Annotated in this window: 25 protein-coding genes; 15 read left to right on the top strand and 10 right to left on the bottom strand. The window is 70.8% G+C overall.

The window, feature by feature from the left end; translation table 11 throughout:
- Positions 1 to 55 precede the first annotated feature (55 nt).
- Positions 56 to 1435, bottom strand: a complete 1380-nt coding sequence (locus QCZ28_RS07730) for a tetratricopeptide repeat protein (RefSeq protein WP_279515913.1) — start codon at positions 1433 to 1435, stop codon at positions 56 to 58.
- Between the two features lie 117 nt (positions 1436 to 1552).
- Between QCZ28_RS07730 and QCZ28_RS07725 the strand changes: the two genes are divergently transcribed.
- Together QCZ28_RS07725 and QCZ28_RS07720 are read left to right on the top strand one after the other, a co-directional pair.
- Positions 1553 to 2152 (top strand): hypothetical protein, encoded by a 600-nt coding sequence (locus QCZ28_RS07725; RefSeq protein WP_279515912.1) that lies wholly within the window; start codon positions 1553 to 1555, stop codon positions 2150 to 2152.
- A 164-nt stretch (positions 2153 to 2316) separates the two neighbouring features.
- Complete coding sequence (locus QCZ28_RS07720; protein WP_279515911.1) at positions 2317 to 3585, top strand: PHB depolymerase family esterase; 1269 nt, start codon at positions 2317 to 2319, stop codon at positions 3583 to 3585.
- A gap of 22 nt (positions 3586 to 3607) precedes the next feature.
- Here QCZ28_RS07720 and QCZ28_RS07715 read toward each other — a convergent pair whose 3' ends face one another.
- From QCZ28_RS07715 to QCZ28_RS07705, 3 genes are all read right to left on the bottom strand, one after another.
- Entirely contained in the window at positions 3608 to 4132 is a 525-nt protein-coding gene (locus tag QCZ28_RS07715; RefSeq protein WP_279515910.1) for a hypothetical protein, read from the bottom strand.
- A 128-nt stretch (positions 4133 to 4260) separates the two neighbouring features.
- Positions 4261 to 5841, bottom strand: coding sequence for an RICIN domain-containing protein (locus QCZ28_RS07710; RefSeq protein WP_279516129.1), 1581 nt, complete (start codon positions 5839 to 5841; stop codon positions 4261 to 4263).
- A gap of 138 nt (positions 5842 to 5979) precedes the next feature.
- Complete coding sequence (locus tag QCZ28_RS07705) at positions 5980 to 7494, bottom strand: family 43 glycosylhydrolase (protein WP_279515909.1); 1515 nt, start codon at positions 7492 to 7494, stop codon at positions 5980 to 5982.
- 256 nt (positions 7495 to 7750) lie between these two features.
- On the opposite strand from QCZ28_RS07705, the gene QCZ28_RS07700 reads away from it, so the two are divergent.
- Positions 7751 to 8185 carry a glutaredoxin domain-containing protein gene (locus tag QCZ28_RS07700; protein ID WP_279515908.1) on the top strand — a complete coding sequence of 145 codons (435 nt, stop codon included), beginning with the start codon at positions 7751 to 7753 and terminating at the stop codon, positions 8183 to 8185.
- 13 nt (positions 8186 to 8198) lie between these two features.
- Here the strand turns inward: QCZ28_RS07700 and QCZ28_RS07695 are convergent, their stop codons facing one another.
- A complete protein-coding gene (locus QCZ28_RS07695; protein ID WP_279516128.1) occupies positions 8199 to 9386 on the bottom strand; it encodes an amidohydrolase family protein in 1188 nt (395 codons plus the stop codon).
- A gap of 161 nt (positions 9387 to 9547) precedes the next feature.
- Complete coding sequence (locus QCZ28_RS07690; RefSeq protein ID WP_279515907.1) at positions 9548 to 9901, bottom strand: VOC family protein; 354 nt, start codon at positions 9899 to 9901, stop codon at positions 9548 to 9550.
- Positions 9902 to 9969: 68 nt separating this feature from the next.
- Between QCZ28_RS07690 and QCZ28_RS07685 the strand changes: the two genes are divergently transcribed.
- Complete coding sequence (locus tag QCZ28_RS07685) at positions 9970 to 10536, top strand: hypothetical protein (RefSeq protein ID WP_279515906.1); 567 nt, start codon at positions 9970 to 9972, stop codon at positions 10534 to 10536.
- 75 nt (positions 10537 to 10611) lie between these two features.
- On the opposite strand, the gene QCZ28_RS07680 is transcribed toward QCZ28_RS07685, so the two are convergent.
- The gene (locus QCZ28_RS07680; protein ID WP_279515905.1) at positions 10612 to 11193 is read right to left on the bottom strand and encodes a hypothetical protein; all 582 of its coding nucleotides are present in this window, start codon (positions 11191 to 11193) and stop codon (positions 10612 to 10614) included.
- A gap of 97 nt (positions 11194 to 11290) precedes the next feature.
- A complete protein-coding gene (locus QCZ28_RS07675; RefSeq protein WP_279515904.1) occupies positions 11291 to 12238 on the bottom strand; it encodes a 2-dehydropantoate 2-reductase N-terminal domain-containing protein in 948 nt (315 codons plus the stop codon).
- An 86-nt stretch (positions 12239 to 12324) separates the two neighbouring features.
- Here QCZ28_RS07675 and QCZ28_RS07670 point away from each other — a divergent pair, with 86 nt between their 5' ends.
- The 5 genes from QCZ28_RS07670 to QCZ28_RS07650 all read left to right on the top strand — a co-directional run bounded on the left by QCZ28_RS07670 (position 12325) and on the right by QCZ28_RS07650 (position 17037).
- Positions 12325 to 12894, top strand: coding sequence for a TetR/AcrR family transcriptional regulator (locus QCZ28_RS07670; protein ID WP_279515903.1), 570 nt, complete (start codon positions 12325 to 12327; stop codon positions 12892 to 12894).
- Between the two features lie 366 nt (positions 12895 to 13260).
- A complete protein-coding gene (locus QCZ28_RS07665) occupies positions 13261 to 14475 on the top strand; it encodes a cellulose-binding domain-containing protein (protein WP_279515902.1) in 1215 nt (404 codons plus the stop codon).
- Between the two features lie 139 nt (positions 14476 to 14614).
- On the top strand, positions 14615 to 15256 hold the full coding sequence (locus tag QCZ28_RS07660; protein ID WP_279515901.1) for a GNAT family N-acetyltransferase: 642 nt from the start codon (positions 14615 to 14617) through the stop codon (positions 15254 to 15256).
- Positions 15257 to 15405: 149 nt separating this feature from the next.
- Positions 15406 to 16731 (top strand): IS4 family transposase, encoded by a 1326-nt coding sequence (locus tag QCZ28_RS07655; protein ID WP_279515900.1) that lies wholly within the window; start codon positions 15406 to 15408, stop codon positions 16729 to 16731.
- 159 nt (positions 16732 to 16890) lie between these two features.
- Positions 16891 to 17037 carry a hypothetical protein gene (locus tag QCZ28_RS07650; RefSeq protein ID WP_167337290.1) on the top strand — a complete coding sequence of 49 codons (147 nt, stop codon included), beginning with the start codon at positions 16891 to 16893 and terminating at the stop codon, positions 17035 to 17037.
- Positions 17038 to 17289: 252 nt separating this feature from the next.
- On the opposite strand, the gene QCZ28_RS07645 is transcribed toward QCZ28_RS07650, so the two are convergent.
- Positions 17290 to 17835, bottom strand: coding sequence for an ABATE domain-containing protein (locus tag QCZ28_RS07645; protein ID WP_279515899.1), 546 nt, complete (start codon positions 17833 to 17835; stop codon positions 17290 to 17292).
- Between the two features lie 45 nt (positions 17836 to 17880).
- Between QCZ28_RS07645 and QCZ28_RS07640 the strand changes: the two genes are divergently transcribed.
- The gene (locus QCZ28_RS07640) at positions 17881 to 19122 is read left to right on the top strand and encodes an MFS transporter (RefSeq protein ID WP_279515898.1); all 1242 of its coding nucleotides are present in this window, start codon (positions 17881 to 17883) and stop codon (positions 19120 to 19122) included.
- Positions 19123 to 19203: 81 nt separating this feature from the next.
- The gene (locus tag QCZ28_RS07635; protein WP_279515897.1) at positions 19204 to 21237 is read left to right on the top strand and encodes a hypothetical protein; all 2034 of its coding nucleotides are present in this window, start codon (positions 19204 to 19206) and stop codon (positions 21235 to 21237) included.
- A gap of 69 nt (positions 21238 to 21306) precedes the next feature.
- Here the strand turns inward: QCZ28_RS07635 and QCZ28_RS07630 are convergent, their stop codons facing one another.
- Complete coding sequence (locus QCZ28_RS07630; RefSeq protein WP_051708298.1) at positions 21307 to 21723, bottom strand: hypothetical protein; 417 nt, start codon at positions 21721 to 21723, stop codon at positions 21307 to 21309.
- Positions 21724 to 21861: 138 nt separating this feature from the next.
- Here QCZ28_RS07630 and QCZ28_RS07625 point away from each other — a divergent pair, with 138 nt between their 5' ends.
- The 4 genes from QCZ28_RS07625 (at position 21862) to QCZ28_RS07610 (ending at position 25797) form a co-directional block, all read left to right on the top strand.
- A complete protein-coding gene (locus QCZ28_RS07625) occupies positions 21862 to 22887 on the top strand; it encodes an NBR1-Ig-like domain-containing protein (protein WP_279515896.1) in 1026 nt (341 codons plus the stop codon).
- Positions 22888 to 23086: 199 nt separating this feature from the next.
- Positions 23087 to 23950 carry a peptidoglycan-binding protein gene (locus QCZ28_RS07620; protein WP_279515895.1) on the top strand — a complete coding sequence of 288 codons (864 nt, stop codon included), beginning with the start codon at positions 23087 to 23089 and terminating at the stop codon, positions 23948 to 23950.
- 32 nt (positions 23951 to 23982) lie between these two features.
- Positions 23983 to 24867: a peptidase inhibitor family I36 protein gene (locus tag QCZ28_RS07615; protein ID WP_279515894.1), complete on the top strand. Its 885-nt coding sequence runs from the start codon at positions 23983 to 23985 to the stop codon at positions 24865 to 24867.
- Between the two features lie 6 nt (positions 24868 to 24873).
- Positions 24874 to 25797, top strand: coding sequence for a peptidase inhibitor family I36 protein (locus QCZ28_RS07610; protein ID WP_279515893.1), 924 nt, complete (start codon positions 24874 to 24876; stop codon positions 25795 to 25797).
- Positions 25798 to 25814: the final 17 nt, after the last annotated feature.

Below are 25814 nucleotides of genomic sequence, written 5' to 3'. Positions count from 1 at the left end.
CCAAAGTACGACCGGTGGCTACCGGGTGGCCTGCTCGCCGCATGGCGGGCGCCTCTCACGCCGGGTGGAGTCTGGTCCGGACGGTGGCGGCGTCCGGGTGGTCGAGGGCCGTGACGATGTCCAGGGCCCGCTGCCAGTCGGCGCGGCCGGCGGTCGGGTCGCCGAGGGCACACCGGGTGTCGCCGAGCCGGCTGAGGATGGCCGCCTCGCCCCAGCGGTCGCCGAGTTCGCGGGTCAGCGCGAGGGTGCGCTCGTAGCACTCCACGGCCCGGTCGTACTGGCCGAGGTGGTGGTGTGCGAAGCCGAGGCTGTCCCAGGTGGCGGCCTGGCCCTCGACGTCGCCAGCGCGGACGTACAGGTCGAGGGCGGTTTCGAGGGGGCCCAGCGCGTCGGCGTACCGGTCGGTCACGCTGTGCGCCCCGGCGGTCCCCAGCTGGGTGGCGAGGGTGGCCAGCCGGAAGCCGGACTGCTGCACTCGGGCGGCGACGACGATCAACGCCAGCGGCAGGCGGGCGCAGGCGGCGATGATCGCCTCCGCCGCCTCCGGCTCGGCGGCCACCCGTTGCGCGCCGAGCCGATCGGTGAGCAGCCGGCCGGCCGCGTCGCGGCTGAGCGGGCCGAGCGGGATCGGGTGCGCGCCGTCGAGGCCGACCAGAGCGGTGAGCTGGTTGCGGCTCGTCACCAGCACCATGGCGGTGGGTGTGCCGGGCAGCAGCGGACGAAGCTGTTCGACGTCGCGGGCGTTGTCCAGCACGAGCAGGATCCGTCTGCCGGCCAGTGCGCTGCGGTACAGGGCGGCCCGGGCGTCGAGGTCGGTGGGCACCCGGGCGGCGGGCACCCCGAGCGAGCCCAGGAGGCAGTGCAGCGCCTTCGCCGTGCTCAGCGCCTGCCCGCGCGGGTCGAAGCCGCGCAGGTTCAGGTAGAGCTGACCGTCGTCGAACCGGTCGGCGACGCGGTGCGCCCAGTGCACGGCCAGGGCGGTCTTGCCCACCCCGGCGGTGCCCGAGATCGCCGCGATCACGAGGGCGGTGGGCGCGGCGACGAGCGTGTCGAGCACTGCCAACTCGTCGTCCCGACCGACGAGGGTGGCCACGTCGGCGGGCAACTGCCGGGGCACCATCCGGTGGGGTCTGCGCGGTGCGCGGCGGCGGCGCTCCGCGATCCGATCCCGGGCGGTGGCCAACGCGCCCTGCTCGACCGGTGTGGCACCGAGGAGGCGGACCAGGGCGTCGAGCCGGTCGGTGGGCGGCAGGGTCTTCCCGGTGAGGTATTCCGCGATAGCGGTGTGCGACCAGCCCGTGCGGACGGCCAACTGTCGGTAGGTCAGCTCGCCGCCACCCTGGTGGCGGGCGTGCCTGCGTCGCAACGCCCGCAACAACCCGGCGAGGTCGTCGGGCGTTTGCGCCCCCGCAGCATCCAGCGCCCTGCCCCCCACCGTCAAAAATCGACGCCCGTCAGTGTACGGCGGTGTACGGAATCCCGGCCAGAGGCCCGACCCGATCGGCGATCCTGCCCGGGTGCAGAACGCACCGATCGAACCGATGGAGGTCACGTGTCCGTACGTCTCACCTCTCTGTTCCTGGGCCTGACCGTGCTCGCGGCGACGCTCACGGTCCCGGCGGCGACCGCGTCGGCGGCCCCCGACGCGGCCGTCTGCAAGACGAAGGCGGCCTGCGCCGACGGCGCCCTGCGCGTGATGTCGCCGAGCGGTTCGGCCCGCACCACCGGTGACATCACGGCCAACGCCATCCCGGTGCCCACGCCGCCCGCGTTCCCTCCGGGCACCCCCTGTTACCGCGAGGAGGTCTCCGAGGAGGTCTACGAGACCGCCACCTACACCACCATCTACGAGCTGTACTTCCAGGCGAGCGTCTGCCTGTTCCCCAACGAGATCGTGCTGTACGGCCTGGACACGTCCCTCGACTTCCCCAGCGGCGTGCAGGACCCCCGGCTGACCTCGATGCAGTTCGTGGTGCGCGACGAGATCGTCCACCTCAGCCCGACCGAGAAGGATGGCTACTCCGAGCTGTGGGTGACCTTCTGCACCGTCCCCGCGCAGCCGTCCACCTGCCAGCGGTACCTGCACCGACTGGGCCTCATCTTCAATCCGGCCTGGGTCTACCCGTTCTCCGTATTCGAGCGTCTGAGCTGACGGTGTCGGGGGCGTCGATGCTCCCATGACTGATCGGGGCGTCTCCCCGGCAACTCGCGGGACGCCCTGATCGCTCGTGCCGGCACCGGTTGCCAGCGGATCTCCACGGCGTTACGTTGAGACGCCATCGACGAACGTCTACATCGCTAGGTACGGGGGCCCGCATGTCCACGCCTGTCACTCGTCGCACCGTGCTCGCCGGTGGGGCCGGCGCCGCCATCGGCCTGGCCCTGCCCGGCCTCGCCGCCGCCCACCCCGACGGCCACCATCGCACCAGCGTGAGCTTCACCCTGGACGCGACAACCCTCGACGGCGGCGAGCAGGTCACCTCGGTCACCCTCGACACCAGCCGGCTCGGGCCGATCGATCCGGCCGGGCTGACCCCCGCCACGTTCACCGTGCACGCCAAGGCCACCAGCCCGATCCCGATCGCTCCCGGCGACCTGATCTTCAGCGAGTACGACCTGGACCGGACGGTGACCGCGGCCCGGCTCGACCGGCGCGGCAACATCGTGCTGGAGTTGAGCCACGGCGAGGGTCAACCCGGCGGCGGCACCCTCGGGTACATCCTGAGCAGGGGCCGCAACGTCCAACTGGACCTCGTCTACACCATCACCCAGAACACCCCGATCGTCCGACGCCACGGCTCGCCGCTCACCATCGGTCGCTTCGTGCAGGCAGGGCTGTCGAACCCCGAGGTGGACGCCTTCAGCTACCACGTCTCGGGCTCCGGCCTGAAGTACCGGCTGTACTCTCCCGACCACTCGCCCCGAGGCGGTCGACGGCCACTGATCGTCTGGCTGCACGGCGGCGGTGAGGGTGCCTCGCTGCCCGACGACTACTACGACAACGAGACCACACTGCGTGCCAACCGTGGCGCGCTCGGCTTCGCCACCCCGCAGGCACAGCAGATCTTCTCCGGCGCGTACGTCGTCGCTCCGCAGAGCACCTCCTACTGGATGGAGGACGGCCCCCGGTTCGCCCCGTTGATCCGCGAGATCGTCCAGGACCTGGTACGCCGCAAGCGGGTCGACCCCGACCGGATCTACGTGGTCGGTTGCAGCAACGGCGGCTACATGTCGCTGGAGATGACCTCGACCTATCCCGACCTGTTCGCCGCGTCGGTGCCGATCTGCGGTGTCGTCGAGCCGCTCGACGGGGAGGGCCCCCCGTTGCTCACCGACGCGGAGCTGGCCGGGATCCGCACGCCGACCTGGCTGGTCACCTCACGCGACGACGACACCGTGCCGCCCGAGACCAACACGATCCACGCGCACGACCTCATCCCGGGATCGTTGATCACCCTGTACGACCACGTCGTGTGGAACGGCTACCAGTTCCCCGGGCACTGGTCCTGGATCTACGTGGCCCGCAACGACCCGAGCCGCAACGGCACCCACATCTGGCAGTGGATGGCCCGCCGTCGTCGGTGATCCGCCGTCCGGCCCGGGTGGATCACCGCCTGCGGCGCAGCTCGCGCAACACCCCGTGTCGACGCAGCGCCCAGACGAGACGCCGCACGCGGGGGTGCCACACCACCAGCACCGCCGCCCGGCGGATCAGGCCGAACCGGTTGTCGCTCACCTGGTTCTCGACCGCCTGCCAGATCAGCTCGCGCACCTTGGCGCTCGCCAACACCGCCCGCACCTCACGCCGTACGGCGGGATCCTCGGCCGCCGACGCGATGGCCGCGGCCTGACCCGGCCGGTCCGCGAGCGGCTCCACCGCCGCCGCGACGAGGGGCCTGCGTACCTCGTCCCGCTCCAGCAGCAACAACACCGCTTCCCGGATCTGCGCGGTGTCCAGGGCCGACCGCAGCAGCCGGAGCAGGCTGCGTTCCACCTCGTGGTCGTGGTCCGGAACGGTGAGGGTGGCCAGCAGCCCTGCGACCTCGTCGAGGTCGACGACGTGTCGCACGCCGGTGCGGAACTCCGGCAGCTCCCAGGCAACCTGCAACGCCTTGACGAGATTGCGGTTCATGGGCCACCCGCTACCCGCGAGCGCCGGCCGGCGAAACCCCGCGACCGGTCCGGGGCGGCGCACCAGCCACGACCCCCCTGCGACGGGGCGAGCGGCCGCCCGGGGTCGGGCGGCCGCTCGTCATCGGGTCAGCACCAGGTCAACGTCGAGTTGATCCGGGTGACGTTGCTGATCGTGTTGTTCGCCCCACCGCAGGGGTTCTGGGTGATGTTGGTGTTGCTGACCGTCAGGTTCTGGAAGCGGATGCCCGAGGAGATCGGGAACTCCGATCGCGAGGCGATCCGCACCTCGCCACCGCCCGTCACCCTCCCGGACACTCCGGCGATGACGACGTTGTAGCAGTTCTCGACCAGGATCGAGTTGTTCCCGGTGTTCGAGATCGTCACCCGGTCGATGACCGCGCCACCGGACTCGGAGACGCAGAAGATGCCCCGACCGCCCCCGGACGCGATCACGGTGCCGACCCGGATGTTGGTCGGGTACGAGCTGCCCACCCGGCCGTTGCGGTTGGCCATCCGGAACGCCGCGTACCCGGTGCCGGTCCCGGCGCCCTGCGCGTCGACAGTGCCCACCGTGGCGTTGATCGTGTCGTTGAGCAGCAGCCCGGAATCCCGGGTGTTGCGCGCCGTGACCGTGCCGATCGTCAGACCGTCCACGCCGTACGTCTCCACCCCGTGCGTCCCGGTGCCCGACACGTACACGTTGTCGATGCGGATGTTGCGCACCTTGACCGCCCGATCGCCACCGTGGTTGTCGATACGTACGCCCAGGCCGGCGGAGAGCCGCATGTCGATCTGCCCGAGGGTCAGGTTGTTCACGTTGCGCATGAAGATCCCGTACAACGGCGAGCCGGTCAGTGTGAGGTTCTGCACCTCGACGTCGGTGGTGCCGCGCGAGTAGACCGGCGCCTGGTCGCCCGAGCCCGACCCGGTCACGTTGATCGTGCCGCACACGGCCAGTGTGGTGTACGACGGCAGCGACAGCCGGGAGCCGGCGCTCATCGATCCGGAACCGCGAACCACCACCCGCTGCTTCGACGTACGACCCGCCGAGAGCGAGTTGACCGCCGCCTGCATCGCCGACAGCATGTCCGATCCCGAGTAGACGGTCGACGAGCCGTTGCGGGCCGTCCAGGTGCTCCCGCTCAGCACCGCCTCGGCGTTTGTCGACCCGCTGCCGCAGCCGGTGGTGGGTGGCGTGCTGACACCGCCCACCGCGACCAGCTGCCACTGCTGGTTCGTGCCGTTGAGGTCGGTGTACTGACTGATCCGGCCGCCGTCGGCGGTGGACCGCTCCCAGACCTCCAGCACCTTGGCGGAGTGGCGGTTGACCAGCCGGACGTGACCGCCGTCGGAGTCGAGGACCTGGAACTGCTGGTTGGTGCCATTGGTGTCGGACCACTGCCGGTACTCAGCGCCGTCGGCGGTGTTCCACTCCCACAGGTCGACGACCTTCCCGCTGTGCCGGGCCTTGAGGCGGTAGTAGCCGCCGCCGGAGGAGACGAACTGGAACTGTTGCCACGCCCCGTCGTTGCGGGACCACTGCTGGATCACCGCGCCGTCCGCGGTCGAGGTGTCCCGGACGTCGAGGACCTTGCCGCTGTGCCGGTTGACCAGGACGTAGTAGGCGCTGGTGTCGATGGTCGCCGCGGCTGCCGGCGGTGCGCCGACCAGAACCGCGCCGGCCGCGCCGACCAGCGTGGTGATCATGGCGAGCACCAGGCCGGTACGCCGTCGGCGACGGACCGACCCGCCGCCGGACGGTTTTCTCGTGAGGGGGAAGGGCATCGCTCCTCCTGGCTGGATGGGCTCGGGGTGAGACGGGACGGGTGCCGAGGCCGGCGGGCGCTACTCCAGGTGAAAGGTCGCCGAGGCGCGGTCGGCGCTCGAACTGACCGCCTCCACGTAGAGCAGTCCGCCGCGATGGCGGACATGACGGCCGGGGAAGTTCTGCGACTCCAGGGAGATCCCGGCGCTGTCGGCGAGGCCGGCCTGGCGGCGGAAGCTCGCATCGCCAGCGAACAGGGCTGAGCCGTCGTTCTTCTCGACGTACAGGGCGAAGCCCCGGTGACGCAGGTAGTACCCGGGGAAGTTGGTCGACTCCAGCGACACCGATCCGCCGCCGGCGAGGCCGGTGACGATGCGGAACTGGGAGTCGGCCAGGTTGGTCACGTTCGGCTCGATCCGGGCCCGGTAGTCGTAGTGCCGGATGTAGCTGCTGGCCTGGTCGTGTGACCGCAACCGGACCGGGGTGGCCCCGTCGGGCACCGGGATGCCGAAGTTCGGGGTGCCGTCGGCGTTCCAGTACACCTTCTGCAACCGGGTGCGTCGGTTCGGGTCGTTGAGCGGATCACCGGAGATGTCGCGGTAGCTCCGGTCGTGGTAGACGAGGATGTCGCTCTGCCCGTCCTCGGAGACGGTGAACGAGTTGTGGCCGGGGCCGTACTGGTTGGTGGCCGCGTTGCTCGCGAACACCGGGCTGGGGCTCTTGCTCCACGAGGCGGCGTCGAGCAGGTTCGCGGTGGCGGCGGCGCTCAGCATCCCGAGGCAGTAGTTGGCGTCCGTCGCGCTGGCCGAGTAGGTCAGGAAGATCCGGCCGTTGCGTTGGATCACCGCCGGCCCCTCGGCGACGCGGTAGCCCCGGGTCTCCCAGTCGTACGTCGGCACGACGAGCCGGGTCACCGTGCCGGTGATCTGCCACGGGTTGGCACCCATCCGGGCGAGGTAGACGTTGGAGTTGTTGGAGATCCCCGGCTCCTGCTGGGCCCAGGTCAGATAGCGCACCCCGTTGGCGACGAAGGTGGAGGCGTCCAGACTGAAGGTGTCCCACGGGGTGGTGATCCGGCCGCGTTCGGTCCAGGAACCGGTGAACGGATCGGCGTTGGCGTTCTCCAGCACGTACATCCGGATCCGCCACACGTCATCGGTCCGTCCGGCGGCGAAGTAGACGTACCACCGGTTGTTGATGAAGTGGATCTCCGGTGCCCAGATGTGGGCGCCCATCTCTCCGCTGGTGTGGCGGCTCCAGATCGTGGTCTCCGCCGCCGTCGCCAGCCCCTGCAGGGTGGTCGCCCGGCGCAGCACGATCCGGTCGTACTGCGGCACCGTCGCGGTCAGGTAGTAGTAGCCGTCGGTGTGCCGGAAGATGTGCGGATCGGCCCGCTGGTTCGCCAACGGGTTGGTGTAGCTGACGGCCGGTGCGGCCTGCGCCGGCCCGGCCACGGGCAGGCCGGCCGACACGGCCAGCACCACCAGTACCGCGGCCAGCGCCGACCGCAGTCGCCGATGGCCGCCGCGGACGGCGGGCCCGTGGCGGAGGGCTCGGCGGGTGGTGGGGTCGGTGGGCGCGAGTGGCAGCGGCATCTGTCCTCCGCGAGCGTGGGAACGGCCATTGACCGGCGTGGGACGACACCCGCCGAGCGGCGTGCCGATGCGGTCGACGTCACCCGGCGATGTCGGGAAGGGCCGGGGGAGAGGCCCGAAAAGGAGGGAATGTGACGGTGGCGTTGCGGGCAGGTGGCGGACTCATGTTGGCGTTAACATCGATGCATGTCAAGGTATGCAAGTCGCTGACCTGGCGGCGACGGCCGCCCTCGTACCTGCGGGTAGTGTCCTCGGCGTGCTGCGACGGTGGATTCTGGCGATCCTGATGGCGGCCTGCGGCGTGCTGGTGGCGGCGACCCAACTGACCGCCGGGCTGACCGCCGTCGGCGCGGTCGAGTTGGTGGTCTTCCTGGTGTTGGCACTGCTGCTGTCACCGTGGGCCTTTCCCCGCTCGGTGAGCGCCGCCGAAGCGCGGCGGGCCAGCGCGGTGGACGGCCGGCCGATCGTGTACTGGCGTCCCGGCTGTCGCTACTGCCTTCAGCTGCGGTTCTCACTCGGCCGGCTCGCCCGGCGGGCCCACTGGGTGGACATCTGGCACGACCCGGCCGCTGCCGCCGCCGTCCGGGCGGTGGCCGGCGGCAATGAGACAGTGCCCACCGTCGTGCTCGGCGAACAGGCTGTGGTCAACCCCGACCGGGCCTGGTTCCGCCAGCAGCTCCGCTCGTCCTGAGCCGGCGTCACCCTCATCCCATCGGGTGGCCGGCACGGTACACGGCCAGCGGGCGACGCAGCGCCCTGATGTCGCTCGTCGGGTCGCCGTCCACGATCAACACATCGGCGTCGAACCCGGCGGCGATGCGGCCCTTGCGTCGTGCCAGGCCGCACACCTCGGCACCGACCGAGGTGGCCGCGGCGAGGGCGGCGGTGGCGGGAATGCCGCAGGCCACGTACTCGACGAGCGTCTCGGGCAGGATCCCGTGCGGCTTCGCCGGGCCGAGACCAGCGTCCGAACCGGCGACCAGACGGACCCCGGCCCGGTGCAGGGTGGCGACGCCGTCGCGCAGCGCGGCCTCGCTGAGCCCGGCCCGCGCCGCCATCGCCACCACCTCCGGTGGCGTGACCACGGCCGGGTCGGTGCCGAGCGTGGCGCAGACCGCCACCTTCGACGTGGCCAGCCGGTCCGCGAGGTCGCCGGGAACGCGGGCGCCGGACGCGGTCACGCAGGTGCAGTGCTCGATGCCGTCCACCCCGACGCGCAGCGCCTGCTCGACGGCGCTCAGCGCGTGCGCGTGCGCGGTCACCGGCAGGCCCAGCTTGTGGGCCTGGGTCAGCGCGGCGGTCAGCTCCTCGTCGGTGAACTGCGGTCTCGTGGTGTCGGTCCCCGGGGTGAACACCCCGCCGCTGGCCATCACCTTCACCAGGTCCGCGCCGGCCGCCGCGCGCCGGCGAACCCCCTCGCGGACCCCGTCGACGCCGCTCGCCTCGCCCCCCAACGACCAGCAGTGCCCGCCGACGCTGGTGAGCGGTGTGCCCGACGCCACCACCGTCGGCAGGTCGTCACGCACCCCCCGACCCCGCCACCGGAGCACCGCGTCGCGCCGGTCGCCCAGGTCCCGGACCGTCGTGACGCCGGCCGCCAGGTGCGTACGCAGCGACGCCTCGACGACCCCGTCGAGGTCGGCCTCGGGACGCTCGGCGAGCCGGCCGAGCGCGTCGGGGCCGGCGTCGGCGCACAGGTGCACGTGCGCGTCGACCAGACCGGGCAGCAGCGTGCCGTCGGGCTCCTCGCGTACCGGCCAGCCTGCCGGCGCCTCGGCCCTGCCCGGGTGTACGTCGGTGATCCGCCCGTCGGCGAGCAGGACCAGCACCCCGCCGTCCACGAGCCGTTCACCGTCGAACGTCCGGGCGACCCGAAGAGCCTGTTTCGTCATCGTCACCCCAGCCCACCCCGCTCGGACCCGGCTGACGTTCACGACGTCCTCGTCACCTGGCGTGGCCCGACCATCGCACCGTCACGTGCGCGCGGCCTCCCCCGCCAGAGCGATATCTCATCCCCGAACAGTGCCGCGGGTGTTCCACAATCCGCGTCGCCTCAGGAGCGGTGCGCCGCCACGTTGATGACGTTGCCGTCCGGGGCGCGGACGAAGAACCGACGCACCCCCCACGGCTCCGTGGTCAGCGGGTGCACGATCTCGTAGCCGAGCCGCTGTGCCTCGGCATACGCGGCGTCCACATCGTCCACCTGCACGCTGATGACCGAGTCCTCGGGTGCGGACGCGTCACCGGAGACGAGCTGCACGGCCACGTCGGGGTCGGGCGAGGTGTAGCGGGCCACCCAACCCAGGTTGAACGCCTCGGTGCTCAGACCGAGGAAGTCGGTGTAGAAGCCCTTCGCGTCGCTGATGTCAGCCACCGGAAGGTTGGGCAGGATGCGGACGACGCGCATGGGACCTCCAGCTCGGTTCCCACGATTATCCGCCTGACACGGCACCCGCCACGGTGCATCCTGACGCGATGGCAGCCGATGACATGATCGACTCCGAGAACTGGGCCGGCGGGTTCTACGAGCTGATCCTGGTCCTCGGGCCAGCCGATGACGCCCGACTCGACCGGGCCGCGGCTGCTCTGTGGCGAGCCGCTGACGTCCGCGGGTGCCGCGTCGGGGTTGACCTGGTGGAGATGACCCCCGGCGTGCAAGCGTTCACGACAGGCGGGCACCTGCGCGGGACGCTCACGCTGCCGTCCGGCGCGCGCGTGGTGTGCGGCAGCTACACGACCAGGTACGACAACGTCGACAACCTGGTGCTCTACCTGCCGCTCGGCGCGCTGGCCCGGGTGGACGGAAGGATCGGCGGGTACCCGTTCGGCCAGCGCAGCGGCGCCGAGTCGCTGACCTGGCGCGCCCCACTCGATCGTTGGCTGGCCGACATCGCTGTCACCGTCCACGCCGACGTGCCGTTCACCCGCGCCATCATCGGCTTCGAGGCTGACGACGACACCGACACCGCCGCCGGTGCCAGCTACACCGCTCGCCTGGTACCCGGGACCAACGGCATGGACTATCACCCTGCGACCAACTGACCGGGCACCGGATCCGGCGCGGTCCCCGTGCAGGTTGGCCGATGCCGGGCCGCCCGCCGAACGGCCGGGACCCGACTATTCCGCTGGTCGCACCCGGGCGACGCGTCGGCGGTAGTCGGCGGCCACGGCTATGACCAGCGGCCCCCACGCCAGAAGTGGGGCGTAGAAACGCAACACCTCCCAGCCGGGGACCGGATGTGCCGGTTCGTCGTCCCCGATTCCCACCCAGCCGCTCTGCACGACGTGGAACCGCTGATTCAGCAGGAAGTACGCGCAGACGGCGACGAGCAACCAGCCGCCGGCCAACGCCACGCCCACGACCGGACGCGCCGGGATGCGACGGCCACCGAAGCGGGGTATCCACGGCGGAACCCGCTGGCCCCACCCGTGCACCAGCCCGAGTGTCGACAGCGCCAACCCCATCGACACGGCGGACAGCAACAGCATGTACCAGTGCGAGACGGCATCGTCGGTGAACACCAGCGACAGTCGCCACAGCGCGGACGGCAGGACGCAGAGCGGAACGGCGTAGGCGGCCCAGAGCGCCCAGGGCGGCGCTGCGGTGCTCGGGTACGCCGGTGCCGGTGCCGGTGCCGGTGCCGGTGCCGGTGCCGGTGCCGGTGGTCCGGTTCGGGTCTGTTCGTCAGCGGCAGCCATGGACCAACGATCGCTGGCTGTGGGTTCGCTCTCCTCCCCGACAGCAGGGGAAGAGCTCCCTCACCAGGGGGACAGGGCCGCCCGGGTGCGGCCCCGGCTAGATCGTCCGCTCCTTGGCGAAGTAGGACTCGGCCGCCTCCAGTCGGGGCACCTCGACGTTCAGCCTGCGCGCCTCCGCCAGGGTGTCGCGGCAGACCGCGCGCAGTTCCTCGGGGTTGGCGTGCGCCTCCATCACCACGCGCATCGGCGGGAAGTGCCCGAACAGCCAGGCGAGTGCCGGCGCTGCCAGCCAGACCGGTGCCCTGAAGGGCAACAGGTCGCCGCGGTGCCGCCGCAGGTCGACGCCACGGGCCTCGACGAGCGGGAGGAGTTCGCGGATGGCGAGGACCGCCTCGCGCATGGTGCTGGTCGTGAGCTTGGACAACGAGCCCAGTTTCAGGCTCTGCGTGTGCAGGCCGGCGTTCTGCACGAAGTGGATCGACAGCCAGCCACGGAAGTCCCGGTTCTCCCGGAGCCTGAACCCCGCCTCGCGAAACACCTGGCGCACGGCCTGCTCGCGTTCGGTCGGAGCCCCGCCGAGGGTGCCGAAGGTGACCACGGGCAGGAGACTCCCACGAAGCACGCTGTCGTCGCCGAAACCGCCGCCGGCCCCGGGGAAGCCCCAGGCCAGCTGATCGGCGGGAAGGTGCGCTGTCGCGGCCAGCGGCTCGACCCACAGGTTGTTGAAGACGAGCACTGTGGCTCGGCCCACGCGCGGTCCCAGGAAGGCGGCGGCCTCCGCGAAGCTGTAGTGCTGCACGCTCAGCACGATCAGATCGAAGTCGTGGTCCGGCTCCAGGGACTCGCGATAGCGCACCGGCCACCGCTCGGCGACCCGCTTCCCCCACGGCCGTCGGCGCGCGTCCAGCAGATCAAGATCGATCGCATCACCGTACGCCGCTGCCCGCCCCGGCCGGACGTAGAACTCGACGTGGTGCCCGGCCTGTTCCAGGGCCCACCCGTACACCGCGCCGATCACGCCGCGACCGAACATCAGGATCTTCACCTGGCACCTCGTACCCTATAATTGGAGGTTGTCTCCGCTTTTAAAAATATGGAGACAGTCTCCACTTGTCAACCCTGGGGCCCCACGTGACCGATGCCAAGCCACTGCGCGCCGACGCCCGCCGCAACCGCGACGCCCTGATTGCCAAGGCTCGCGAGCTCTTCGCCGACGGTCGCTTCGACCTGCGCTTCGACGACTTCGCCAAACTCGCCGGCGTGGGCACCGGCACGCTCTACCGGCACTTCCCGACCCGTGAAGCGCTGGCCGAGGCGGTCTACCGTGAAGAACTCACCGCCATGTGTGAGCGCGCCCACGAGATGCAGGCCACCCTCCCCGCCGACCAGGCGCTGGAATCCTTCCTGCGCGGCTTCGTGGACCACCTGCACCACCACGAGGGCCTCGCCCGCACCCTCGCGACGCTGATGGCCACCCAGTCCGGCGCGCTGGCGGAGGGCACCCAGGCCCTGGGTCAGGTCGTCGCCGATCTCCTGGCCGCCGCCGCCGAGACCGGAGCCATCCGCGACGACGTGGGCGCCGGCGCCGTCATGATGACCCTGCACGGCATCTGCGCGGCCTACGACCACCCGAGCTTCCGCACCGATGCGGACGGCGTCGTCACCCTCGTCCTCGACGGCCTGCGCCGTGGGGAACCCTGATCAACGGGTCCCTGCGCCGACCGGCCACCTCAGTCACCGCCCAGCGCGGCCGCCTTGCCGAGCAGCACCGAGCGTTCGCGCTGATTGGCGCAGAGACGAGCGGCCAGCGCCAACTCGACGCGGGCCTCCGCCCGGCTTGATTGAATCGGCAGGTATCAATAGATTGAGGGTGGGCGCCGCCGAGGCCCGGGAGACCGGGCCGTCGGCGGCTGACAGGTCCGCCCCGAGCCGGGCATCTCGGTCGTCCGTACGACCGGCAGCTGTGGCGCACCGCCGCGCCGCATCCAGGGCACGTTCTCGCGTCGCGTCCGTCCAGGACGCGCCGCGGTCGTCGCCTCCGCTCAGCTCGATTCAGAAGGACCTTCCATGACGATTTTCCGTGCCCGCCCCGCCGCGACAGTGGTCGTCGTCGCCGCGCTGGCCGCCGCCGCGACCACCACCGGCGCGGCAGTGCTCACCGGCCCGGCGTCGGCCGCCCAGGGTTGCCGGGTCGACTACACACCCAACCAGTGGCCCGGCGGGTTCACCGCCGCCATCAAGGTCTCCCCGGGGGACACGGCCGTCTCCAGTTGGACCGTCACCTGGACGTACGCGGGGGACGAGCGGGTCACCAGCGGCTGGAACGCCACCGTCAGCCAGTCAGGATCGACGGTGACCGCCCGTAACGCGTCGTACAACGGCAGCATCCCGGCCGGCGGGTCCACCGAGTTCGGGTTGCAGGGGACGTACGGCTCCAGTCCCGGCGCACCGACCGGGTTCGCTCTGAACGGCGTCCCGTGCAACGGCGCCACCCCGCCGCCGACGACGCCCCCACCGACCACCCCGCCGCCGACGACGCCTCCGCCGACCACGCCGCCGCCCACCACCCCGCCACCGACCACCGAGCCGCCGACCGGGTGTGCCGGCGCGGTGCTCTGCGACGGCTTCGAGAGCCAGACCGGTTCGACGCCGTCCGGTGACTGGGCCGTGGTCAGCCCGGACTGTTCCGGCGCCGGCACCGCCGCCATAGACACCACCACCACGCACAGCGGCAGCCGGTCGGTCCGGATCAACGGCGCGGCCGGGTACTGCAACCACGTCTTCATCAGGTCCACCAAGAACCTCGGCAGTGTGGGCACCGTCCGCTACGGGCGGATCTGGGTCCGGCACACCAGCGCCCAGCCCACCGAACACACCACGATGATGGCGATGGTCGACGCCGCCGACGGCAACAAGGACCTGCGGTTGGGCGGCCAGAACGGCGCCCTGCAGTGGAACCGCGCCTCCGACGACGCGACCCTGCCCGAGCAGAGCCCGGCCGGGGTGGCACAGAGCGTGCCGCTGCCCACCAACCGGTGGACCTGCCTGGAGTTCATGGTGGACGGCGCGGCCGGTCAGCTGCGTACCTGGTTGGACGGCACCGCCATCGCCGGGTTGACCGCCGACGGCGCGCCGACGCACGACATCGACGGCCAGTGGTACAACCGCACCTGGCGACCGCAGCTCACCGACCTGAAGCTGGGCTGGGAGAGCTACGGCGGCGGAGCCGACACCCTCTGGTACGACGACGTCGCGGTGGGGTCCAGCCGGATCGGCTGCTGACCCGTCGGGGTCGTCGACGGCGACCGGCAGCGGTGCGCCGTCACGACGAGGGTGGTGTCTAGGGTGTGACCCCGAGGGTGGGTCACACCCTGGACCGCGTCGGCCTCGACCTGGCCGGGCCCCGCAGGAGAGAGCGACAATGGACCGCAACCTGGCCGACGTCCTGGACGCGGCGGCGCACGGGCACTTCCCACCACCGGACGGCGGAACCACGGTGGTGCCGCAACCCAGCCGCCGTGACGCCGGAGTCATCGCCTTCACCGGGCACTCGGTGGTGTTCACCGACGAAGACCCCCAGTGGGTACGCCGTGTGCTGAGCGGCACCGACTGCGACCCGTTGGCGGCCACGATGAACCCGCGTTTCCTGGGTGCGCTGCTCGACCGCACCCGGCGGTCCATGGACACCATCGACCTGCTGACCGTCGCGAGCAGCCTTGCCGGGCCGCCGCCACTGAGGCTGACCGAGCTTGTCGACGGCGATCATCCCCGCGAGGTCAGGGCCCGTCGGCGCCGCGACGACGTCCGGGTCTGGGCCGCCGAGGGTGGGGTGGTCGTGCTCGGCCGAGGGGTGGCCGGCCGTTGGGAGGCGGCGATAGAGGTCGACGACGCGCGTCGCCACCGGGGCCTGGGTCGGGCGCTGGCGACGGCCGCCCGGCATCTGGTGCCCGACGGCCAGCCGGTCTGGGCGCAGCAGGCCACCGGGAACGCCCGCAGTGTGCGCGCCTTCCAGGCGGCGGGATTTCGACCGGTGGGCGCCGAGGCGCTTCTTCTCCAGATCTAGAACCAACGCCGTTCAGTTAAGCGGCGGGTGTGGGTGTCAAGGCGTGTCTGAGACGGAAAGCAGCGGAGCTCCGGTATAGAGGGTGGTCACTCTAAGACGCCCTTGAACCTGGAGCTCCGCTGGCTGATCAGATTGCCATAACTCGGACGGTGTCGGTAGCTGCGGGGGTGTTCGCTGCGGGGCATCTGGGCGAGCTGACCCGGCTGGTGCCCTTCGAGATGGTCGATGATGTCCTGGCTTTGACCCGGCGCGCGCAGTCACGGATACGGCTGCTCCCGGCCCGGGTCGTGGTCTACCTCGTTCTCGCCTCGGTCCTGTTCGGTGACGTGGGCTATCGGCAGGTGTGGTCCCGGCTGGTCTCCGGGCTGCCCGCGCCCCGTGTATCACCGTCGGCCAGCGCGTTGCGCCAGGCCCGGCAACGACTCGGGCCGGCACCGCTGCGGGTGTTGTTCGACCTGCTGCGTGGCCCGGCTGCCACCACCGCCGGGCAGACGCGATGGCGAGGAATGCTGTTGACCGTGCTCGACGGGACCTTGCTGGTCGTCGCCGACTCGCCGGCCAACGCCGCCCGTTACACCAAACAACGCCTACTCACCGGCGGCTGCTCCGGATACCCCCAGCTACGACTTAGTGCCCTGCTGACCTGCGGCACCCGCTCAGTGATTGATGCCGTCTTCAACCCAGTCAGCGTCGGTGAACTCGACCAGGCCCGCGCCCTGGCCCGCAGCCTGCGCCCGGGAATGCTGCTGCTGGCCGACCGCAACTACGCCGGAGCCGACCTGCTCACCACGCTGGCCGCGACCGGTGCTGATCTCCTGATCCGCTGCAAGAACGGCCGCCGGCTGCCGATCCTGCGCCGCCACCACGACGGATCCTGGCTCTCCCGCATCGGCGCACTGACCATCCGTGTCATCGAGGCCCAGATCAGCATCACCACCGCCGCCGGCACCCGCACCGGCGACTACCGGCTGCTGACGACTCTGCTCGACCCGCACCACCATCCAGCTGCCGAACTGGTCCGGCTCTACCACGAACGCTGGGAGATCGAGACCGCCTACCTCGAACTCAAATCCAGCATCCTCGGCGGCCGCGTCCTGCGCTCACGCACCCCGGACGGCATCGACCAGGAAATCCACGCCCTGCTCATCGTCTATCAACTGCTGCACACCGCCATGGTCGACGCCACCGACAGTCGACCCGGTCTCGACCCGGACCGGGCCAGCTTCACCACCGCCCTGAACACCGCCCGCGACCAAGTCGTCCATGCCGCCGGCATCATCACCGGCACCGTCATCGACCTGATCGGCGCCATCGGCGCCGCCGTCCTGGACAACCTGCTACCCGACCGCCGAACCCGCACCAAAACCCGCATGATCAAACGCTCGAACAGCAAATACCAGGCCCGAGGCCCCACCATCGACCGACGCAGCTACCGAGCCACCACCAGCATCGACATCATCAGCCCCGACCCTTGACAGCCACCACCACGCCTTAACTGAACGGCGTTGGATCTAGAACGGATCGCGCGTCCACTGTGCGCAGACCGTGATCCGCAGGACGTTTCCACGATCACGTCCGGGGGCATCCCGGCGGTTGAAGGCAGCCGCCTCTACCCCCTGATCGAGGAGAAAACCATGTCGGTCCAGGCATTTCTCTACGTCGTCGCCGTCATCCTGATCGTGCTCGCGGCCCTGCCGTTGCCCACGAGGGGTGTCTCGCTCGCGCTTCTGGGTGCCGCCTGCGCCCTGCTCGCCTACGCCTGGCCGGTCATCACCGACTGATCCTGCCGTGAGTCATCGTGGGGTCCGTCGGTGGCCGGCAGCCCTAAGGCCTGTTTCATAAGGGCGGTCGAGCCGAGGCGGAGTCCGGGCGGCGGTCCGGCAAGGCGCGGTTTCGTCCGGATACCGATGTTGTATCCGGACGGAACCGCAACGCCGCCGGTCGTCGTCCGGGCCCGCCGCAGGCCGGCCAGTTCTTGTGAAACAGGCCTTAGCGCGATCGGGCTGCCGGCCCCGACCGTGAGTCTGTTGTCCTCAGGGGGCCGGGGTGCGCCGTCGCTGGCGGTACGCGGCTGCCTTGGCGCGGTCTCCACAGCCGCGCATGCCGCACCAGCGCCGCCGCGCGCCGCGTGACCGGTCGACGAACGCTCGGGTGCAGTGCTCGTCGGCGCACCAGCGGAGGGTCAGGCGGTCGCCACTGGCGTGCAACTCCAGGCAGTCGCGCGCCAGGACCGCCAGGACGGCGGCCAGGTCGCCGTCACGGTGCACCCCGTCGGCCTCAAGGCGCAGCGCGGGTAGCGGCTTCGCGGCGGCCGCATTGACCAGCTCGCGGTCTGCCGGACTCGGCCCGGTGCCGTTGATCAGGGCTTGGACCAGGCGGAACATCGCCTCTCGGAGCGCCTTGGCGTGGCTCAACCCGGCGTCGTCCACAGCGGGCGGCTGTTCGACGATGCCGGCCTGGACGGCCCAATCCGCTACGTCTCGCGGAGCGGTCAGCTGCTCGACATCGGTGTGCCCACGCTCGGCGAGCGTGGGGAGGAAGTCCAGTACCGGCCGATCGGCGATGAACTCGAACCTCACGTCACCATATTGACCGGTGACGGGATGCGATGCAAGAGTGATGCGATGGCATCACCGGTTGAACAGGTGACGAAGGTGGGTTCCGGTAGCCGTCGGGACAACGCTCGACTGGCCCGGTACCTGACCGCGGCGCTGCTGGCGCGTACCGCCGACGAAGGCGCACGTGTCGCGCTGGTGATCCTCGCCCTGGACCGAACCGGCAGCGCGGCCGTCGGCGGAACGTTGGTCGCCACCCTGCTCCTCCCACACGTCGTGGCTGCGCCCCTGGTCGGTGCGCTGGTCGACCGCGCGCGACGGCCGGCGGTCGTGCTCGCCGGCGCGATCGCCGTCTTCGCCGCCGCCCTCGCCGCCCCGGTCGCCATGCTCGGCCGTGCGCCGTTGTGGCAGACCTGCCTCGTCCTCGCGATCGCGGGGTGCTGCGGACCCGCGCTGACCGGCGGACTGACCAGCCGACTGGCGGCACTGGCCGGACCCGGACAGGAGGCTCGCGCCTTCGCGCTGGACTCGTTGTCCTACAGCGTCGCCGGCATGCTCGGGCCGGCCACGGTGGGGCTGCTGGCGGCGGCCGATCCCGGCGCCAGCGTTCTCGCGCTCACGGTGGCCGCCGCGCTCGGCGCCCTCGGCGTCACATCCCTGCGCCTGGTCGCCTCCACCACGACGGAGCGGCCACGAGCCGCCGGCCTGTTCGAGGGTGCCCGCGCGATCGCCCGGATCCCGGACCTGCGAACGATCACCCTCGCCACCAGCTTCGGTCAACTGGGCCTCGGCGGTCTGGCTGTCGTGGCCACCACCCTTGCTGCCGCGGCACAGGAACCGACCCGAGCCGGGCTGCTCCTCAGCGTGACCGCCGGTGGCGCATTGGTGGGATCGCTGCTCTGGGCATGGCGGCCGCTGCCCGCCCCCCACGCACCCCGGGTGACAGTCTGGGCGATGGCCGCGGTCGGCGTACCGCTCGCGTTGGCCGCCGCCGTGCACTCCCTACCACTGGCCGCAGCGCTGTTCGCGCTGTCGGGTCTCTGCACTGGACCGCTCGGCGCTGCGCTGTTCCTGGCCCGGAATCAGTTGGCCGACGAGACGATCCGCACTCAGGTCTTCACCATCGGCGCCGGGTTGAAGGTGGCGGCCTCGGCGATCGGGGCCGGGCTGCTGGGCCTCGCCGCCCCCCTCTCGGCGAGCGCCCAACTGCTGCTGGTCGCCGCCTTCCCGATCGTCGCGGGCATCGCTGGCGGCCTGCTGATGCGGCGCCGCCCGCGATCGTGTGCGGGCGGACTCATCGACCCTTGCTGAGTTTCTTTCACAAGCGTAGGAAGAACACCACCACCGTCAGCCCCTGCATCGATCCGCCGTCCAGCGTCGAAGGAGATGCCTGTGACCACCCTCAGAGGGCTCCGTCTCGCCGTGTCCGTGCTGGTGACCGCAGGCGCGGTCCTGCTCGGCACGGCGGCCCCCGCGGCACCGCCGACGCCACCCGCACCGGCCGGGCACCCGTCCTGCGACCCGATCGACCCGACCGCCTGCCTGCTGCCGTTCCCGAACGACTACTTCACCGTGCCGGACCGGAGCAGCCCCACCGGCAAGCGGGTACGGTTCGCCGCCGCCGCGATGCCCGCCAACGTGCAGGGAACCCCCATCGACCCGACGGAGTGGAACCGGCAGGACGGATTCAGCCCGGGCTCGCCGATCCTGGTGCGCGTACCCGGTCTCGACGCCACCGCGAGCGGGATCGCCCCGGTCACCGACATCGGCCGTTCGCTGGCACCGGACGCCCCGATCGTGCTGCTCAACGCCCGGACCGGCAAACGTACGCCGTACTGGGCCGAGCTGGACGCGCACGCCGCCGGCCAGCCCGACCGGCAGCTGCTGATCATCAGGCCGGCGGTGGCGCTGACCGAGGGCACCCGCTACGTGGTCGGGCTGCGTGGCCTACGCGACGGAAACGGGGCCCCGATCCGAGCACCGAAGGCGTTCACGGCGTACGTGACGGGTGCCGGCGTCACACACCGCGACCCCCGGGCGCCGCAGATGCGCAGGATCCTCACCGATCTGACCCGGACCGGCGTCAACCGGCACAGCCTCTACCTGGCCTGGGACTTCACGGTGGCCAGCCGGCACGGGCTGACCGGGCGGATGCTGGCGGTCCGCGACGACGCGTTCGCCGATCTCGGCCGGGCCGCGCCGTCGGTCACCGTCACCCAGGTGACCGACTACCGGCCGGAGCAGGACCCGCTGATCGCCCGGCAGGTCACCGGCACCATCGGCGTACCGTCCTATCTGACCGGCGACGGCGGGCCCGGCTCCCGGTTGCACTACGGCCCGGCCGGCGGCGCCGGGACGCCGCCCACGCCGAACGCACTGCCCACGCCGTCGGGCACGACACTGGCGGCGGACTTCGTCTGCAACATCCCACGCAGCGCCTCGGCAGCGAAGCCTGCACACCTCTCGCTGTACGGCCACGGGCTGCTCGGCCGGCCGACCGAGATCAACGCCGGCAACGTCAGGACGATGTCGAACACCCACAACTTCACCTTCTGCGCGACCAGTTGGATCGGCATGGCCGCCGCCGACGTCCCCTATGTGGCCGGCGCCTTCACCGACCTCAGCGCCTTCCCCGCGGTGGCCGACCGGTTGCAGCAGAGCTTCCTGAACTTCCTCTTCCTGGGCCGCGCGATGATCCACCCGGGCGGTTTCGCCTCCCACCCGGCGTTCCGGGACGCCACCGCCCGGCCGCTGATCGATCGCCGGGGCGGCCTGCACTACGACGGCAACAGCCAGGGCGGCATCAACGGCGGCGCGCTCACCGCCATCGCCCAGGACTGGACCCGGTCGGTGCTCGGCGTGCCGGCGATGAACTACTCCACGCTGCTGCAACGCAGTGTGGACTTCGCGCCGTTCCAGAGCGTGCTGGACGGCTACTACCCGGACAAGGTCGACCAGCAGTTGATTCTCGCGCTGCTGCAGATGCTGTGGGACCGGTCCGAGGCCAACGGGTACGCCCAGCACCTGACCGACCAGCCCCTACCGCGCACCCCCGCCCACCAGGTGCTGATGCACGTGGCCTTCGGCGACCAGCAGGTGTCACCCGCCGCCGCGGAGGTGCAGGCGCGCACCATCGGCGCTCGGCTGCACACCCCCGCGCTCGCCGACGGCTGGTCACTGGACGTGCACCCGTACTGGGGTATCGCGCCGATCCGCCGCTACCCGTACACCGGTTCGGCGATGGTGATCTGGAACAGCGGCGCGGCCCAGGCGCCACCGCCGACCAACCTCGCCCCGGCCGGGCCGGAGTTCGGCGACGATCCGCACGAGTTCCCCCGCGCCCAGGTCGGGGCCCAGAAACAGAAGGCGGTCTTCCTGCTCACCGGCAGGGTCATCGACGTCTGCGCGCGGACCCCCTGCCCCTGACCCGGACATCGTGACCCGGTGGGGCGCTGGCCCGGCCAGCACCCCACCGGGTACGTCGAACTCGTCAGGTCAGCAGCGCACCTCGGTCTCCTTCTGCGCCACGTCCGAGATGCCGCCGAGGGCGCGGGTGCACACCGACAGCGTGTTCGCGCCCAGCGACCAGACCTCCGGGCCGCTGGAACACTGCAGGTCGCGCAGCGTGCTTCCGGTCACGATGGAGGTGCACACCTGGTACGCGCCGTGGCTGGCCCGGTACTGCTGCCACACGTACGTGTAGGCGTAGTTCTTACCGCAGCCCTTGTACTGCTTGACCGATGCCGCGGTCTGACCGCCGACGGTGACGTACGCCGTCGCACCGATCTGCACCGAGCCCGCACAGCGCGGGTTGGTTTCGGCGTGCGCGGGGCCGGCGAACGCCAGCGTCGCGGGCAGAGCCAGACCGGCGGCCGCGAGGATGCGTACGCCACGTCGGATATGGCTTTTCATCGGGTGACCTCCTTCAATGCACCGGGGCGTCGCCCCCCGGTGTCGTCGATGCACCACATTGATGGCGGCCACCGCCCGTTCGGTACCCTCTGACACGCTCTGACAACGCCTGACAACGTCGTCTGACATGGGGGAGTGATGAAGGACCAACGTGCCGCCGCGGAGTCGACTCAGGACAGACGGGCCGCCGAGCGGTTCGCCGAACAGCTACGGGCCCTGCGGGCCGAGGCGGGTGACCCGTCGTTCCGGAAGATGGCGGGGCGCTCGGGCCGGATCTCGCACACCACGCTGCACGAGGCAGCCTCCGGAACCAGGTTCCCCTCCTGGGAGACCGTCCGGGAGTTCGTGCGAGCCTGCGAGGCGGACGAGGTCCAGTGGCGGCGTCGATGGGAGGACGCACAGCTCCCCGGGACGGTCCCCGGCATCGCTGACGCCGAGGTGACACCGGTGGGCACCGCTTCCCCGGCCGCCGTCGACACCCCGCCCGCCACTGCTGAGAGGCAGCCCGACAGCAGGATCGACGCCCCGCAGACCCACCGGCCCGTCGTCTCCGGCGTCCCCGTGACGCCGCCCGGGGATCGGGGCGCGCTGGTCGTCACGGGCTACCCGCAGACCGACGAGGAGATGGTGGGCGCGCGGCGGCACCGGCTGCCGTGGCTCGCCGCCGCCTCGGTCGTGCTGGTGGTGGCGATGGTTGCCGTCGTGGGTGTCATCGTCCGCGACAAGTCCCGGGACGACCCCGGCGCCGTGGCCGCGTCGCCCGCACCGCCGGCGTCGCCCTCCGAATCAGCGTTCTCGGACTCGCTGATCCCCGGCGACTCCAGCAAGTTCATCTCCGACGTGACCATCCCCGACGGCACCCGGGTGCGGGTGAACTCCCAGTTCGTCAAGGTGTGGGCCCTCAAGAACGTGGGGAAGGTCGCCTGGCACAACCGTTTCCTCGCCCGGACCAACCCGACCGCCGACGCCGACGGTTGCCAGGTGCCGGACCGGGTGGCGATCGGTGACACGCCCCCCGACGAGCAGGTGATGATCAGTGTTCAGGTCACCGCGCCGAGCCGCCCCGGTAAGTGCTGGGTCAGTTGGAAGATGGTCGACGAGAACGGGCAGGAGTTCTTCCCCACCCGCCGGCCGGTGTACTTCATGGTCACCGTCATCGCCTGAGCGCGGCCCCGATCGCCGGTGTCAGCGCACGATCAGCCGGTGTCAGCCCCGGTGCCGCCGAAGCTGACAACACCACATCCGTCGAGGTCGATGACCATCTGACGGATCTGACAGGACGGCGGGGGTACCGAACAGCCTGTCGATTCTTGCAAGGTGATGTCCGTTCCGAACGACTCACCAACCGCGAGGAGAATCGACAGTGCGTCGTCAGTGGTTATCCGTCGGGCTCGCCGCGCTCTGCGTGGCCGTCGGGGTCCCGGCCCACGCGTGGGCCGCCACATCCGGCACCACCGCGCAGCGAACCGTCACCACGGCCGTGCGGCCAGTCGTGGACATGGAAGCCACCGTCCTGGCCGCCCAGATCGACCCCCGTCGCCCCGACAACACCCTGACCCCGGGGGCGAAGAGCTCCGTACTCGCCGTCGAGCAGGCGTTGCAGGCGCAGGGCCTGCTGAACGCGCAGTGGGTCGACGGCTACTTCGGCACCGTGACCATCTCGGCGTACGCCGCGTACCAACGCTCGCTCGGTTACACCGGGCTGGCCGCGAACGGGCTGCCCGGCACGACGTCGCTGACGAAGCTCGGGCAGAACCGCTACACCGTCGCCAACACGATCGGCCCGGGCGCGAAGGTCCCGCGTGACGGGTACGTCGTCAACGCCCGTACCCAGGCGATGCTGGCCGAGGCGCAGCGGCTGCTCGGCTACCCCCTGGTGCTCGACCAGGGCTCGTACAACCCCGGCGGCGACCCCACCTCGGCCGGTACGCACGACGGCGGGGGTGTGGTGGACATCGCGGTCACCGGCATGACCGCGGCCAGGCGCACCGCCGTCGCCCGGGCCCTGCGCCAGGTCGGCTTCGCCGCCTGGGTCCGCAACCCGAATCAGGGCGACTGGCCGTGGCACATCCACGCCACCGCCATCAACGACACGGACCTGTCCAGTCAGGCGCAGCACCAGGTAGGCGACTACTACCTGGGCCTGAACGGCCTGGCCAACCAGGGACCGGACGACGGCCCCCAGGTCCCGATCAGGACCTGGGAGCAGTACCAGCGCGGGCAGTGACCCGCACCCCTCACCACATCCGAAAGGACACCATGAACATCCGGAAGAGCCTTGCCGCCGTCGGCGTCGCGCTGGCCGCGACCACATCGATCCTCAGCGTCGCATCGCCCGCCTCGGCGGCGGCCCGCGACGGGGTCTGCGAGAGCGGCGAGTTCTGCTACTACTACAACAGCGACAACGCGGGATCGGTCTCGGACTTCACCGGCTCGCTCGACGACTACGGCACCGAGCAGCCCTCGTGCTACGACTTCAAGGGCGCTGGCGCTGGCAAGGGCCTGTGCATCAAGAACGAGGCCGCCTCGGTCTGGAACCGCAGCACCAAGACCGTGCGCGTCTACTACAACAGCGGCTACGCCGGTTCCTACCAGGACTTCGCGGCCGGCGCGAAGGGCAACCTCAACGCCACGCTGAAGAACAACAACGCCTCGCACCAGTTCTCGCCGTCGACGCGCACGAACCTGTCGTACGCCCTGTACCAGGCCAGCGGCGGCTCGGTCACCTGCGGCTTCGACGGTTACACCACCACGCCCGGCCGGCACGAGGGCATCGACATCGCCCGCAGCAACGGCTCGGACGTGCGTGCCCTGGTCGCCGGAACTGTCATCTACATCGCGCGGGGCGCCACCGGCAGCGGCGGCCTGTCCACGATCTCGGTCTACAACTCCTCGCTCAACAAGTCGGTGATCTACCTGCACACCGCGCCGAGGTCCGGGCTGAGCGTGGGCGACGCCATCAGCAAGGGCCAGATCATCGCCGACGAGTCGTGGCACGGGGTGTCCTCCAGCTCAGGCGCGCACACCCACGTCGAGGTCCGGGCCGGCCGGCAGACCCACGCGGCCGTCAGCGTCAACGACCCCACCCTGGACAACGCCGACCCGACCGCGTTCTGGAACTCCCAGGGCTACAACGAGAGGTAGGACACCGTGAATATTCGCAAGGGCCTCGCCGTCGTCGGCGCCGTCCTCGCCATGTCCACCTCCATCCTGAGTGTCGCCTCGCCGGCAGCGGCGGCGGGACGGGACGGAACCTGCGACAGCGGCGAGTTCTGCTACTACTACAACAGCAACCAGGCCGGCTCGGTCTCCGACTTCACCGACTCGCTCGATGATTACGGTACGACCCAACCGACCTGCTACGACTTCAAGGGCGCGGGCAGCGGCAAGGGCCTGTGCGTGAAGAACAACGCGGCGTCGGTGTGGAACCGGACCGGCAAGACGGTGCGGGTCTACTTCAACAGCAACTTCGCCGGTTCCTACCAGGACTTCGCGTCCGGGGCGAAGGGCAACCTCAACGCCACGCTGAAGAACAACAACGCCTCGCACGAGTTGGTGAGCGGGCCGACGGGGTGCAGCACCGACGGCACCAACACCAAGCTGCCGAGCACGATCCTCGTGTACCGGGTCAGCCTCGGGCGCGTCGATCGGGTCGATTTCAAGACGTACGTCAAGAACGTCCTCCCGAACGAGTGGATCACGAGCTGGCCGGCCGCCTCGCTGGACGCCGGTGCGATGGCCGTGAAGAGCTACGGCTGGTACTGGGCGTTGCACTCGACCCGGAAGACGTCCGGCGGGCAGTGCTACGACGTCCGGGACGACACCGGCGACCAGGTCTACCGGCCGTCGTCGGCAGTGTCGTCGACGTCCGCCGCGGTGGACCGGACGTGGTCGGCCCGGATGACCCGCAACGGCAACATCCTGCGGGCGCACTACTGCGCGACGACGACCGCGTGCGGTGGCTGGGTGGACGGGGACTGGCTGTCGCAGTACGGCTCGCGTGACCTCGCCAACCAGGGCAAGACCTACCAGGCGATCCTGCGCTACTACTACAGCGACATCGCCCTGTCCTGAAATCACGTACCAACCGC

The organism is Micromonospora sp. DH14, assembly GCF_029809455.1.
In the GTDB taxonomy this organism is placed as follows: Bacteria; Actinomycetota; Actinomycetes; order Mycobacteriales; family Micromonosporaceae; genus Micromonospora; species Micromonospora parva.
This window is presented reverse-complemented; position numbering and strand designations above follow the sequence as displayed.

What these genes read in the sequence shown, in the direction of transcription:
- QCZ28_RS07720 (WP_279515911.1), top strand. Translation starts at nt 2,317, where the DNA reads ATGTCCACGCCTGTCACTCGTCGCACCGTGCTCGCCGGTGGGGCCGGC.
- QCZ28_RS07715 (WP_279515910.1), bottom strand. Translation starts at nt 4,132, where the DNA reads ATGAACCGCAATCTCGTCAAGGCGTTGCAGGTTGCCTGGGAGCTGCCG.
- QCZ28_RS07710 (WP_279516129.1), bottom strand. Translation starts at nt 5,841, where the DNA reads ATGATCACCACGCTGGTCGGCGCGGCCGGCGCGGTTCTGGTCGGCGCA.
- QCZ28_RS07705 (WP_279515909.1), bottom strand. Translation starts at nt 7,494, where the DNA reads ATGCCGCTGCCACTCGCGCCCACCGACCCCACCACCCGCCGAGCCCTC.
- QCZ28_RS07695 (WP_279516128.1), bottom strand. Translation starts at nt 9,386, where the DNA reads ATGACGAAACAGGCTCTTCGGGTCGCCCGGACGTTCGACGGTGAACGG.
- QCZ28_RS07690 (WP_279515907.1), bottom strand. Translation starts at nt 9,901, where the DNA reads ATGCGCGTCGTCCGCATCCTGCCCAACCTTCCGGTGGCTGACATCAGC.
- QCZ28_RS07685 (WP_279515906.1), top strand. Translation starts at nt 9,970, where the DNA reads ATGGCAGCCGATGACATGATCGACTCCGAGAACTGGGCCGGCGGGTTC.
- QCZ28_RS07680 (WP_279515905.1), bottom strand. Translation starts at nt 11,193, where the DNA reads ATGGCTGCCGCTGACGAACAGACCCGAACCGGACCACCGGCACCGGCA.
- QCZ28_RS07665 (WP_279515902.1), top strand. Translation starts at nt 13,261, where the DNA reads ATGACGATTTTCCGTGCCCGCCCCGCCGCGACAGTGGTCGTCGTCGCC.
- QCZ28_RS07660 (WP_279515901.1), top strand. Translation starts at nt 14,615, where the DNA reads ATGGACCGCAACCTGGCCGACGTCCTGGACGCGGCGGCGCACGGGCAC.
- QCZ28_RS07650 (WP_167337290.1), top strand. Translation starts at nt 16,891, where the DNA reads ATGTCGGTCCAGGCATTTCTCTACGTCGTCGCCGTCATCCTGATCGTG.
- QCZ28_RS07640 (WP_279515898.1), top strand. Translation starts at nt 17,881, where the DNA reads ATGGCATCACCGGTTGAACAGGTGACGAAGGTGGGTTCCGGTAGCCGT.
- QCZ28_RS07630 (WP_051708298.1), bottom strand. Translation starts at nt 21,723, where the DNA reads ATGAAAAGCCATATCCGACGTGGCGTACGCATCCTCGCGGCCGCCGGT.
- QCZ28_RS07625 (WP_279515896.1), top strand. Translation starts at nt 21,862, where the DNA reads ATGAAGGACCAACGTGCCGCCGCGGAGTCGACTCAGGACAGACGGGCC.
- QCZ28_RS07615 (WP_279515894.1), top strand. Translation starts at nt 23,983, where the DNA reads ATGAACATCCGGAAGAGCCTTGCCGCCGTCGGCGTCGCGCTGGCCGCG.